This window comes from Prochlorococcus sp. MIT2304 (assembly GCF_059772405.1).
This window is the reverse complement of record NZ_CM186286.1, coordinates 1,488,093-1,500,504: the sequence shown is the minus strand read 5'-3', so window position 1 is coordinate 1,500,504 and position 12,412 is coordinate 1,488,093. Positions and strand designations below refer to the sequence as shown.

General features: G+C 34.7%; 12 protein-coding genes. 7 read left to right on the top strand and 5 right to left on the bottom strand.

Annotation, left to right across the window (positions count from 1 at the left end):
• Positions 1-62 precede the first annotated feature (62 nt).
• From AC6EIY_RS08615 to AC6EIY_RS08600, 4 genes are all read right to left on the bottom strand, one after another.
• Positions 63-1,712, bottom strand: a complete 1,650-nt coding sequence (locus AC6EIY_RS08615) for an alpha-D-glucose phosphate-specific phosphoglucomutase (RefSeq protein ID WP_498506519.1) — start codon at positions 1,710-1,712, stop codon at positions 63-65.
• A gap of 63 nt (positions 1,713-1,775) precedes the next feature.
• Positions 1,776-1,946, bottom strand: coding sequence for a DUF8677 family protein (locus AC6EIY_RS08610; protein WP_498506518.1), 171 nt, complete (start codon positions 1,944-1,946; stop codon positions 1,776-1,778).
• 19 nt (positions 1,947-1,965) lie between these two features.
• Positions 1,966-3,045, bottom strand: a complete 1,080-nt coding sequence (locus tag AC6EIY_RS08605; RefSeq protein WP_498508194.1) for a DUF4912 domain-containing protein — start codon at positions 3,043-3,045, stop codon at positions 1,966-1,968.
• Positions 3,046-3,348: 303 nt separating this feature from the next.
• Positions 3,349-3,711, bottom strand: coding sequence for an NDH complex assembly factor CRR9 (locus AC6EIY_RS08600; RefSeq protein ID WP_498506517.1), 363 nt, complete (start codon positions 3,709-3,711; stop codon positions 3,349-3,351).
• A 479-nt stretch (positions 3,712-4,190) separates the two neighbouring features.
• On the opposite strand from AC6EIY_RS08600, the gene sufB reads away from it, so the two are divergent.
• Genes sufB through AC6EIY_RS08580 form a run of 4 tightly spaced genes read left to right on the top strand, consistent with a single transcriptional unit; the run spans position 4,191 to position 8,954 of the window.
• The gene (gene sufB / locus AC6EIY_RS08595) at positions 4,191-5,633 is read left to right on the top strand and encodes a Fe-S cluster assembly protein SufB (protein WP_498506516.1); all 1,443 of its coding nucleotides are present in this window, start codon (positions 4,191-4,193) and stop codon (positions 5,631-5,633) included.
• 50 nt (positions 5,634-5,683) lie between these two features.
• On the top strand, positions 5,684-6,475 hold the full coding sequence (sufC, locus tag AC6EIY_RS08590; protein WP_498506515.1) for a Fe-S cluster assembly ATPase SufC: 792 nt from the start codon (positions 5,684-5,686) through the stop codon (positions 6,473-6,475).
• A complete protein-coding gene (sufD, locus tag AC6EIY_RS08585) occupies positions 6,472-7,707 on the top strand; it encodes a Fe-S cluster assembly protein SufD (RefSeq protein WP_498506514.1) in 1,236 nt (411 codons plus the stop codon). Before sufC ends, sufD begins: the two co-directional genes overlap by 4 nt.
• The gene (locus AC6EIY_RS08580) at positions 7,707-8,954 is read left to right on the top strand and encodes an aminotransferase class V-fold PLP-dependent enzyme (protein WP_498506513.1); all 1,248 of its coding nucleotides are present in this window, start codon (positions 7,707-7,709) and stop codon (positions 8,952-8,954) included. The genes sufD and AC6EIY_RS08580 overlap by 1 nt, the downstream gene beginning before the upstream one ends.
• Here AC6EIY_RS08580 and AC6EIY_RS08575 read toward each other — a convergent pair.
• Positions 8,951-10,876: an alpha/beta hydrolase family protein gene (locus AC6EIY_RS08575; RefSeq protein ID WP_498506512.1), complete on the bottom strand. Its 1,926-nt coding sequence runs from the start codon at positions 10,874-10,876 to the stop codon at positions 8,951-8,953. The genes AC6EIY_RS08580 and AC6EIY_RS08575 overlap by 4 nt on opposite strands.
• A 96-nt stretch (positions 10,877-10,972) precedes the next feature.
• On the opposite strand from AC6EIY_RS08575, the gene def reads away from it, so the two are divergent.
• The 3 genes from def (at position 10,973) to AC6EIY_RS08560 (ending at position 12,381) form a co-directional block, all read left to right on the top strand.
• Complete coding sequence (gene def, locus AC6EIY_RS08570; protein ID WP_498506511.1) at positions 10,973-11,581, top strand: peptide deformylase; 609 nt, start codon at positions 10,973-10,975, stop codon at positions 11,579-11,581.
• Positions 11,582-11,648: 67 nt separating this feature from the next.
• Positions 11,649-11,984 carry a histidine triad nucleotide-binding protein gene (locus tag AC6EIY_RS08565; protein WP_498506510.1) on the top strand — a complete coding sequence of 112 codons (336 nt, stop codon included), beginning with the start codon at positions 11,649-11,651 and terminating at the stop codon, positions 11,982-11,984.
• Between the two features lie 118 nt (positions 11,985-12,102).
• A complete protein-coding gene (locus tag AC6EIY_RS08560) occupies positions 12,103-12,381 on the top strand; it encodes a hypothetical protein (protein WP_498506509.1) in 279 nt (92 codons plus the stop codon).
• Positions 12,382-12,412: the final 31 nt, after the last annotated feature.

Here is a 12,412-nt window from a genome sequence, read left to right as displayed (position 1 = left end):
TCTAAAAGCAAACAAAAACTTATAAAGTTGTTTTGATGATTTCCAATTGGAAGACTTTTGGTCTAAGTAATAACTGTAGGATTTGACATACCTGTTAGTTTTGAAATCTGAGCTAGAGAGTCAATACTTTTAATTAAAGGGTCCAAGGCTAACTGCGGATCTTGATTGATATCACCATTATTTGGAACAAAGCTTTCAAAGTAGACTCTCAAAGTAGATCCTTGAGTACCCGTACCAGAAAGTCTCACTAACACTCGACTACCATCATCTAATAAAATTCTCAAACCCTGGTTAGGCGTTATTGAACCATCCACTGGATCTGTATAGCTAAAATCATCAGGATTTTTAATTGTTCTTCCAGCAAAAGATTTATCTTTCAGACTGGGAAGCATATTACTCAGTCTGGAATAAAGAGTATTTGCAACTTCAGATGGAATAGCTTCATAATCATGGCGAGAATAATAATGACGACCAAAAAATAGCCAATGGTTTCTCATTATCTCAGAAACAGACTTTTTCTTGGAAGCAAGTATCTGCAACCAAAAGAGAACAGCCCACAATCCATCTTTCTCTCTTACATGATCACTTCCAGTCCCAAAGCTCTCCTCTCCACACAGAGTAATTTTATTGGCGTCCAAAAGATTACCAAAGAATTTCCATCCTGTAGGGGTTTCAAAGCAATTTATCCCTAAATGTTTTGCCACAACATCTACAGCTGAACTTGTCGGCATGGAACGAGCAACACCAGCTAAACCTTTGGCATAGCCTGGGACACAATCGTAATTCGCAGCCAAAACTGCAAGACTATCACTAGGATTTACAAAGCAACCACGTCCTAAAATCATATTTCTATCGCCATCTCCGTCACATGCTGCTCCGAAGGAAAATAAATTCCCTTTTAAAAGCAAATCTGCAAGATCTTTTGCATAAGTCAAGTTTGGATCAGGATGAAGACCTCCAAAATCTTCCAAAGGTTTTCCATTCCTTACTGTTTCTGAATTGGCTCCTAAATGATCAACAAACAGACGCTTTGCATATGGCCCAGTAACAGCATTTAATGCATCAAAAACGATAGGAAAATCTTTGTTGATATAGGAACTAATCAAATCAAAGTCAAATATTTTTTTCATTAAATCTAAGTAATCTTCTATCCCGTCAATGATCTCAACAATCATTGACGCTAATTTATATTTACCAGTTGAAAAAGAATTATTGGATTCACATTGTACGATCTTATATTCCGTAAGATTTTTTGAGTAATTATAAATTTGATCAGTTAAAGATTCGGAAGCCGGTCCACCATTTGAGCCATTTAGCTTGACTCCAAAATCACCTTCTATTCCACCTGGATTATGACTAGCAGACAAAATAATTCCACCTATCGCTTTATTGATGCGAATCAAATTTGAAGCCGCGGGGGTAGACAAAATCCCATCTACAGTTGTTATAACTTTTTGAATTCCATGTGCGGCTGCCATCCGAATAATGATATCAATAGCTCTTTTGTTGCCGTATCTTCCATCACCTCCTACAACCAATACTCCTCCTCGCACACCAGGCAGGGAACACAAGATTGACTCAATAAAACTCTCAAGGTAATGAGTCTTTTCGAATTGCAAAGTACTTTTTCGTAATCCAGAGGTGCCTGGTCTTTGATCAGTAAAAGGTGACTTTAACTTAACTGTAAGTTGACTAAATTCTGAAGAAAACACTTTGGAAATGGGTTAGTGAATGATATAAAAGATGAATCGAGAATCGAAATGGCAACTTTTAATTCAGTGGGGCATTTCAGAAGTACGAAGCATTGCAATAAACCAAAGGGTACTTAAAATCAACGCACTTAAAACACCCGGACCAAGTCCTAAACGTTGAATCGTTGTAGGAATTAATAAAGGAAAAGCAATAGCACCTACTAAGGGAGTAAAAGCAACAATTAAACGAACCATCAATCTATTGGGATTAAATTTAAAACCATTCTGATTCAGCCTTAGAATTTGGATTCGTATTATCAACTGGGGTAACTCTTTCGAATTTCATTGTTATGTTCCTTGAATCTATTCCATCTTTATCTATAGCTTTGATTGAATAGTTCTGAATACCATCTCTAAATGGTACTTGCAACCTAAAAGTTCCATCATTTGCCAATGGAACCTCTTCATCTTCGATAAACAATTTAGCTGAAGGATCAGTAGCTCCATAAACAATTAATTCTGCATCAGCAACCAACCAAAAAGAGCGAGTTTGCGGAACCCCTCCAATACCAGATTCATTCAAACCACTAGCCCAAAGACCAGAACCAGATTCGTTAGTTGAATTGATATCTCCTGAAACGCCCTCTTGAAATTCTTCTGAACCAACTCTTCGTGTTCTGAATTTTGTTGTTGCTGATTGATACAAGCGCTCATGCAAACCACTATCTGGTTTTTCTGATGCAAAATTTTCTATTTTAGGATCAGATGTAGTCACTGGTGCTTCCAAGCTAAAAGGAACAAATTGATCAAGAATTTGCTCACTTGGATGTAGTGAGGGTACTTTGGCTGAAGATGAATGAGCAAGTGACATCCATTTGTGACCAATTCGATAACCGAGTTCGACCATGTAATCTCTCCCACCTAAAGGAATGGGTAAATACCACTCAGTACTGTGACTATCAACAACAACTTCTTGAAGAGTTCCAGGATTAGCTTCTCCATTATTTCTGTTTGTGACATCAGCTAACCGCAAACAAAGCCTATTAGCCCCTTCATTTTGAGCATTAGCACGATCTTTATCTGAAATCTCCCAAAATACGTATGCCCACTCGGGATCACGAGGTAGAAAAACAACTTTAGTCTCGGAGGAACTTGAATAAGTTGTTTCGTTAGATGGTTCGACTTTATTGCTTATTAACTTTTTTTCTAATTCCTTTTTTTCCTCATAAAGAAAAACACCTTTTACTAAATCAGCCTTTGATTTTCTACTGTAAAGAGGAATGCCTAGTTTACTCGCTTTAATACGAAGCTGACGAAGTGTTAAACGTGACAGGGATTCTTGATCAATAGTCACGCCCATAAACCTCCATTTTTTGTTTGGGATCAGTGCGATAAGTATGTGATGAAATGTGCTCTTCTCGTTGATGTGGTCAGCATCTACTGACTCCAATCAAAGATCAAAAATTGTGATCTTCAGAGAAAAAGCATTGCTATAACTAAAAAATAAGAGTTGCTTATCAATCTAAGAATTCCAAAGAAACGAATTAAATTCCAATTCATTCAAAAAAATAAATCCTGATTCTGCAAATTTCTAAGACTTTTCTTTGGGATCATCTTTCTCAAAGAAATTTTCCCTTATGAATTGAACAGAGTGATGTCAATCTTCATAAGCATCGATTAAATTTTTCAAGGTCAACTCCAATGGAGGAATTTTTAAATCATTTGACAATCTTTCCAGTTGAATAGCTGCTCCAGAAAATTGCTCAAACATAACCTGCACGAACTCGTCATCCTTAAGCATGAGTGGATTTTTTAAACACCATTCAAGCCATTCCTCCTTCACAGGAAGCAAACCGCCTGAGTGCTCTGTATTCATTGATTTAAAGCAATGCAAACAGTGTGCAAGCATCCTTAAATGATGCTTTTCACTCACTGAAAGATTAGTCAATGAGATCAAATTTACATCGTCTTTACTTAGGGGGCTATCTGGGAAACCATCGACAAAATTAGATTGAATCATCAGACAGGGGGACGATCTCTTACATGTAAAGTTTAAAAGAATATTTATCTTTTGATAGATTTTATCTTATTTTTCTGAACTGATAAGCAGGCTAAAGATACTCATTCATTGACTATTAGAAGCTCAAAAAAGGAATTTATAAATGAGATCATGAGTTTTAATAGGGAGTTACACAACTATTTATGTACATTGAAAAATCTTTTAGAAATTTCAAAAAGATTAAGAGCCCATTCCAGCACAATTACAACTGGAAACAATCGCAAGCATTTTGGCGTAAGGTAATGGGAGATTAAAACTGCTTTCGTAACACTAGGTTTTCCCCCTTGATTTGACTTAGAATGAAATTTGAAATCCAACTATCAAGACACTCTCATCCAATGACATACCTCAAATGTCATAATTCATGATTATCCTTGGATTTTTAAAAGCCAAACTTTTCATAAATAAAAACTACTACGACTTGATTGAATCAAAGTAAAATGACCCAAACTAATACTGTCGAAGAAATTGTTGCCCAACCTTACAAATATGGTTTTACCACTGAAATAGAAACTGAAAAGATCCCAAAAGGATTGAATGAAGATGTTATTAGGTTAATTTCCGAAAAAAAGAATGAGCCAGATTTTTTATTGAAATTTCGTTTAAGAGCATATGAACAATGGTTAAAGATGAAAGAGCCTGATTGGTCAGGATTAACTTATTCCAAAGTAGATTATCAGGATTTAGTTTATTACGCTGCTCCAAAACAAGATATAAAAAAGAAGAGTCTAGATGAAGTTGACCCTAAATTACTAGAAACTTTTGAAAAGCTTGGAATTCCACTTAGCGAACAAAAAAGATTATCTAATGTGGCTGTAGATGCAGTATTTGACAGTGTTTCAATAGCAACCACATACAAAGAAAAACTCGCTGAGCATGGCGTAATATTCTGTTCTATTAGTGAAGCAATAATTGAACGTCCAGATTTAGTTGAAAAATATATGGGCACAGTTATTCCTATAAATGATAACTTTTTTGCAGCCCTAAATTCTGCTGTTTTTAGTGATGGTTCATTTGTATATATACCTAAAGGTGTCGAATGTCCCATGGAATTATCATCTTATTTTCGAATAAATTCTGGAGATACTGGGCAATTCGAACGAACTTTAATTATCGCAGAAGAATCTTCCTCTGTTAGTTATCTAGAGGGTTGTACAGCGCCTATGTTTGATACAAATACTTTACATGCTGCTGTAGTTGAGCTTGTCGCACTAGATGATGCAAATATTAAATATTCAACTGTGCAAAATTGGTATGCAGGCAATGAAAAAGGTGTTGGAGGAATATATAACTTCGTCACGAAGAGAGGGGAATGTAGAGGCAAGAGAAGCAAAATAAGCTGGTCGCAAGTCGAAACAGGATCTGCTGTTACGTGGAAATATCCAAGTTGCGTACTACAAGGAGACAACTCAATTGGTGAGTTTTATTCAATTGCACTTACGAATAATTTCCAGAAAGCTGATACGGGGACAAAAATGGTTCACATAGGAAAAAATACAAAGTCAAAAATCGTTAGCAAAGGTATTAGTGCTGGACAATCTAAAAACAGTTATAGAGGTCTCGTCTCTATAGGCCCTAATGCTGAGGGCTCAAGAAATTACAGCCAATGTGATTCCATGTTGATAGGGGACAAAGCCAGCGCAAATACATATCCATATATTCAATCCAAACAACCTCAGTCAAATATTGAGCATGAAGCTAGCACTTGTAGAATTTCAGAAGATCAACTTTTTTACTTACAAAGTAGAGGAATTGATTTTGAAGAATCTGTTTCAATGTTAATTAGTGGATTTTGTAGTGATGTTTTCAATGAATTACCTCTGGAATTTGCATCTGAGGCAGATAAACTTCTAGCTCTAAAATTGGAGGGTTCGGTTGGATAAACTTAAATTAAAATGATACTTTTCACCTCAACAAATTTACCTCTAATTTAGTGATTCTATCAACCTCAGAAACAATATTATCTATAAAAGATCTTCATGCTAGTGTTGAAGATCAAGAGATACTTCATGGAGTCAATCTATCAGTAAAAGAAGGCGAAATACACGCAATTATGGGTCGCAATGGGAGCGGGAAAAGTACACTTTCGAAAGTTATAGCTGGGCATCCATCTTATACAGTTTTATCAGGATCTATACAATTTAAAGGTAAGGATATTCTCGATCTGGCCCCAGAAGAAAGAGCAAGGATAGGGATTTTCCTTGGGTTCCAATACCCAGTAGAAATTCCTGGTGTTAGTAATTTAGAGTTCCTAAGAGTTGCCACAAATTCAAGAAGGAAAGAATTGCTTCAAAATGAATTAGACACTTTTGAATTCGAAGATCTAGTCAAAGAAAGAATGAAAATAGTAGAAATGGATCCAGCCTTTCTAGAAAGAAGCGTAAATGAAGGCTTTTCTGGCGGAGAGAAAAAACGTAACGAAATCCTTCAAATGGCTCTTTTGGAGCCATTCATATCAATACTCGACGAAACTGACTCAGGCCTTGATATTGACGCTCTAAGAATTGTTGCATCTGGAATCAATAAACTATCGCAACCAAATTCGGCAACCATTTTAATAACACATTATCAAAGATTGCTCGATGAAATCACTCCTGACTTTGTACACATCATGGCTGATGGGAAAATAATAAAAACTGGAAACAAAGAGCTAGCAATTGACCTTGAAAAGTCAGGTTATGACTTCATCGATAAAAACAAGAAAGACACGGAGATGGTTAGTTGAAATTATCAACTATTTGCCAAGATTGGCTTGATTCCCTCCCTCCAACTCGAGGTTGTTTAAAAAAAGAACAATCACTGGGTCGAGAATTACTATTAGAACAAGGAATACCCTCCAATAAAGATGAAGCTTGGCGATTATGCAACTTCAATAGATTAAATAGCTTTTTATCGTTACCAACAATTATTAAAAGCGAAGATGTTAAATCTAAATTTCCTGATAAGGATAAAAATAGCGAAAGAATCATAATTAATTCTACTAAAAATCAATTTGAAAATATTAATTTAACTAATGGTATTGAGAAACTAAGTGAAAGAGAAATTGAAAAGCATCTCGGTAAAATAGTTAAGTCAACCAATGTAAAAAACGACTTATCAGTATGTCTTAACCAGGCATCTAGTTTAGAACTTTTAGCTTTAAAGGTTACACGAGATTTCAATAAATCATTAGAGATAGTAATTCAATCGATAAAGGAAAAATCAATCTCAACTAGAATCTATCTGCTTGTAGAAGAGGGAGTGAAATTAGATCTTTTACAAGTTTTTCTAGGTAATAATAATTCGGCACAGAATCACTTAATCGAAATAAAGCTAAAATCTAAAGCAGAGTTAACACATGGATTAATTTCTTTAGGTGAAGATAAAGAATCCTCCTCAATTTGCACTTTAGCCGTAGAACAATCAGAGAAGAGCAAATACTCTCTTCATTCAATTCATCATGGTTGGGATTATGCCCGATTTGAACCAAGAATAATGCAAAGTGATGGGAACGCTTCAACAATCATCAAAAACCTCCAAGTCACCAAATCAAAAGAGCAAATAGCCACCCACTCTCTAATAAGATTTGAAGGCCCAAATGGAAAGCTTGATCAACTACAAAAAGCAGTAGCTTCTGATTATTCCCATTGCATATTTAATGGTTCAATTGAAGTGCCACAAAAAGCTCAAAAGACAGAAGCTGCTCAGCTAAGTAGAAATTTACTACTTTCCAAACGCGCTAGAATCGATGCAAAGCCAGAATTGGAAATAGTTGCTGATGATGTTAGGTGTACTCATGGTGCAACTGTAAGCCAACTTCAAGATGAAGAGTTATTTTATCTTCTTAGTAGAGGTATTGATAACGAACATGCTAATTCTTTATTATTAAAAGGATATTATGATGAAGTTATCTCACACTTACCTAAAGGTTCTGAAAAATGGAATTTTGTTAAAAAATTAATGAAAGATATAAAATAGTGAAAAATTTAATAAAAAATATTGCTGAAAAAAGTCGAAAAGATTTTCCACTATTTGCTGGAAATAATAACAATTTAATATATTTAGACCATGCTGCTACAAGTCAAAAGCCACAAGAAGTAATTGATTCTTTAAAAAAATACTACAGCTTTGAAAATGCTAATGTTCATAGAGGTGCTCATCAGCTAAGTGCAATCGCAACACAAAAATTCGAACATTCACGAAAGTTAACTGCAAATTTTATTAATAGCAATAATGAAAAAGAAATTATTTTCACTAGAAATGCAACCGAAGCTATCAACCTTGCAGCTTATGCATGGGGAAATTATGAACTTAAAGAAAACGACGAAATCTTAATAAGTTTAATGGAGCATCATAGTAATATAGTTCCTTGGCAATTGATTGCAAACGCGAAAAAATGCAAACTAATTTATATCAATATCAACAAAAATGGAGAATTAGATCTTGATGATTTTAAGAAGAAATTGAGTGATAAAACCAAAATAGTCAGTCTTGTTCATGTGAGTAATACATTAGGTTGTTGTAATCCTATCGAGGAAATTACCAACCTTGCACATAAAAAAGGTAGCTTAGTTCTTCTAGATGCCTGTCAAAGCCTTGCTCATAAGCCCGTAGATGTAAAGAAACTAGGTATTGATTTTCTGGCAGGATCTTCTCATAAACTTTGCGGTCCTACAGGAATAGGTTTTTTATGGGGTAGAGAAGAAATTTTGGAGAGAATTCCTCCCTTCCTTGGTGGAGGAGAAATGATTAATGAAGTGTTTAAAGATAAAAGCACATGGGCAGACTTACCGCATAAATTCGAAGCGGGAACTCCAGCCATAGGAGAAGCAATTGGAATGGGAACCGCACTTAATTATTTACAATCAATTGGATTGAACGAAATCAATAATTATGAGAAAGAATTAACAAAATATCTTTTTGAAAAATTAGATGAGATTGATGATTTAACGATTCTTGGGCCTAGCCCTTTAATTCAAGCTGATAGAGGACCATTAGCTACCTTTTATATAAAGGGGATACACTCTAATGATGTGGCTGAGTTACTTGATAGTAATAACATTTGCATAAGAAGTGGTCATCATTGCTGCCAACCATTGCATCGCTTCTATGGGGTAAAAAGCACAGCTAGAGCAAGTTTGAGCTTTACATCTACTACAGCAGAAATTGATTCTCTTGCTGAAGAACTAAAATCAGTAATTTCTTTTTTAAGGAAAAATTCTTAAATATTTAGATTTAGATATTGTCTAAAAAAAGCCTCTGTTTTTTTTAAAACATCAACTTTTATTTTTCCATCCTTAAATCCATGACCTTCGTTCTTAAATAAATAAATTTCAACTGGGATTTCACGTTTTATTAATTGATCCTTAATTGCAATAGATTGATCAGAAAGTATAACTTTATCTTTTAAACCATGAAACAAAATCAATGGACTATTGATAAAATTGACATTTTTAATTGGCGATCTTTGAACATATTTTTCATAATCAGTTTGGATATTTCCTACTAAATGATCTAAATAAAATTCTTCAAATTTATGCGTTGAATTAGCCATACCTATCAAATCAGTTACAGCATATTTACATGCTCCGATATTAAAAATGTCAGTAGATGCCAAGCAACTTAAAGCTGTATAACCCGATGCACTACTCCCTACAATTGCAATACGTTCCTTATCAACCTTACTAGAAGCAATCAATGACTGAGCTGCCTTAGCACAATCGAAAACATCGATTAAACCCCAATTACCTTTTAATCGATCTCTATATTCCCTACCAAAACCAGAAGAGCCTCCGTAATTAACATCAACAACTGCCCAACCTCTCGATGTCCAAAATTGCACCTCTAGATCCAATCCACAACGAGCCATGCCTGTAGGACCGCTATGACTTTTGACTAATAATGGAGGTAACAATATTTCTTTATCAAGAGGTGGATAATACCAAGCATGCACACTCTCTTCATTTGATCCGGAAAACCAAAAAGATTCCCCTATGCTTATTTGCCTTGGGTCCAAGCTAAATGAAGAGGCAGGAGTATGGTCCCAACTTTGACTCAATAAATCTATTTCAAAAATACCTTCACTTATTTCTGAACTACTGGCAATTGCAACAAGTCGATTTTGAGACGAATGAAGACCTGAGAACTCAATAAAAGGTTGATCAATAATTTGGATGTAACCATTTTTTTGAAATAAAGCTAAAGTCCAAATTCCTTCTTGAGCAAAAACCCCAACAACATCATCCCCGACACATGAAAAGCTCGACATCCCAAGGACCCATTGCGGAAAAGCAATTTCAGCCTTGATAGTCCATTGATTCTGAAAAACAGTAATTGAATTATTATTAGTGTCAGTTTTAATCTTTGTTAAATTCCACCATCCACTACTATCTTCAGCCACGAAAAGATCTCCATTATCAGACCAAGTTGGATTAAAAAATGATATTTTTTCTGTGTATTTCAAATATTCGCCATTTAAATTTACTATATTAAATAGATCTCCTTTCTCATCTAATTGGGCTAATTTTAATTCGTTCAGATCCCAAGGCATAGACGTATTTCTCCACTCAATCCATGCCAACTTTCTATCTTTAGAATTCATCGCAAGATAACCTAAAGAACCTTGGGATGAATAAATAATTTTTGGATTTTGATCCTTTTGTTCTAGAGAATAAGAAACTATATGATCTCTTTCTCCATCTTCCATTAATCCAATCCAAATATTTTTTTCAAGATCAATTACACCACCTGCAAGAAAATAATTATGTTTTTTCGAAAGACAAATCGCTTGTATTTTAGGTGTTAATTGAAAAGAAGAAGATTTTTCCTTGTCTCCCCTAGAAGACCAAGTTCTCATCCATAGACAGTTATCTTTATTGTCTACCCAAGTCAATATTAAATCTGTTCCATTGAGGGTGGCTGTTAAAGGAGCACCCCCATATCCATGAATTTTTGTCTTTAAATCACTTGGATAAGGTGTTAACTCTTGTGGCGATAGGTGTTTTTTTCTCCAAGGTCTAATTAAAGCTGTAGTTCTTCCTTTTTCATTTGGTCTTTGTTCTAACCACAAAATCCATTCACCTATGATCCTAGGCTCCTTAAATATTGGGGCTTCTCCATAAACTTTTTCAGCGTCCAAAATTGTCATTGTTTGATTCTTCGTTGATGTTGAGAGTCGATAATTAATTCGCTAATATCAGTGAAAACAAAGTAAAGTATCAATTGATGTTTTCCTAATATTCCTTTGGCTGGAAGTTTTGCTCAACTTGCAAAAAATGCAGAAAAGAAGAAACCTTTAATGTCAGTTTCTAAAGAAGCTGTAAAAAATCCTCCTTTAAAGATTTACATGCTTGGTCAAGAGACGTTGAGAACACCTGCCAATCGAATAGTAAAGGTTGACGATTCAATTAGAAAGCTTGCCAAAGATATGCTCATAACCATGTATTCAGCAAAAGGAATTGGTTTGGCAGCACCACAAGTTGGAGTTCAAAAGAGAATACTTGTTATTGATTTAAATTTTGAAGACCCAGCATCACCTCCTAATGTTTTCATAAATCCTGAAATAATTTCATCTAGTGCAAGCGTAGATACTTATGAAGAAGGGTGTCTAAGTATTCCTGGTGTGTATCTCAATGTCGTAAGGCCCTCTTCAATTAAATTAAGTTATCGAGATGACATGGGTAGACCAAAAAAAATGAATGCTGATGGTTTAATGGCACGTTGCATTCAACATGAGATAGATCATCTCAATGGGGTTTTATTTGTTGATAAAGTTACTGATCAAGATGAGCTGAAAAAACAATTAAAAGAAAATAAATTCAACGAAAAACATGTAAGACATGAAACTATTTAAAGAAATTTCAGTAAAAGCTTTAAAAAAAACTCAACAGTTTCAAATTTTTTATCTTTCTTCAGATTAAATGACAACTATTTTCGATAAAATTCTGAACGGCGAGATACCTTGTGATGAGGTTTTTAGTGATGATAAATGCCTAGCTTTCAAAGATATTACCCCCCAAGCACCTACTCACATTTTAATAATTCCTAGAAAACCGATTCCAAGTCTGCAATACATAAAAAAAGAAGATCAAGAATTACTAGGACACTTACTTTTGAAAAGTACCGAAATTGCCAAAGCTGTTGGTTTAAAAAGTTGGAGAACCGTTATCAATACAGGCGAAGAAGCAGGCCAAACAGTCTTTCACTTGCATATTCATATCATCGGCGGAAGGAAATTAGATTGGCCACCTGGCTAAATATTGATTTTTTCATTATTTTTTTCCCTGATCAATCAGCACGATTGCTTTACTGGCTGAGTTACTAACTCATCGCTACCCATTTATGCGCTATAAGGTATTTAATTAATTGTGATCAATGAATTCTCAAACTGCAGATAAAAAAGGCATCATTAATAAAATAAATACTAATATACAAGATTTTTGGTCAAATCTTAGTGATAAGCAGCAATCTATTTTAAAAAAAATATGGTCGATTTTAACTTATAAATGGCAATGGCAGATTGTTCTCAATGCACCTTTTCTGGTTATTTGGGTCTTAGATCAAACAGTTCCCGCAGTTCATTCTTTCGATGTAAAGCTTATCTCGTCTCTTCCACTACCAATGATCATAAAAACATATTTAGGTTTTAGCTAGAATTTTCGAACATATGAATTTGATGAGTTTT

Bases quoted from the DNA above. Each gene is read 5' to 3' on its own strand.
- AC6EIY_RS08610 (WP_498506518.1), bottom strand. From the start codon at position 1,946: ATGGTTCGTTTAATTGTTGCTTTTACTCCCTTAGTAGGTGCTATTGCT.
- AC6EIY_RS08600 (WP_498506517.1), bottom strand. From the start codon at position 3,711: ATGATTCAATCTAATTTTGTCGATGGTTTCCCAGATAGCCCCCTAAGT.
- sufB (WP_498506516.1), top strand. From the start codon at position 4,191: ATGACCCAAACTAATACTGTCGAAGAAATTGTTGCCCAACCTTACAAA.
- AC6EIY_RS08575 (WP_498506512.1), bottom strand. From the start codon at position 10,876: ATGACAATTTTGGACGCTGAAAAAGTTTATGGAGAAGCCCCAATATTT.
- AC6EIY_RS08565 (WP_498506510.1), top strand. From the start codon at position 11,649: ATGACAACTATTTTCGATAAAATTCTGAACGGCGAGATACCTTGTGAT.
- AC6EIY_RS08560 (WP_498506509.1), top strand. From the start codon at position 12,103: ATGAATTCTCAAACTGCAGATAAAAAAGGCATCATTAATAAAATAAAT.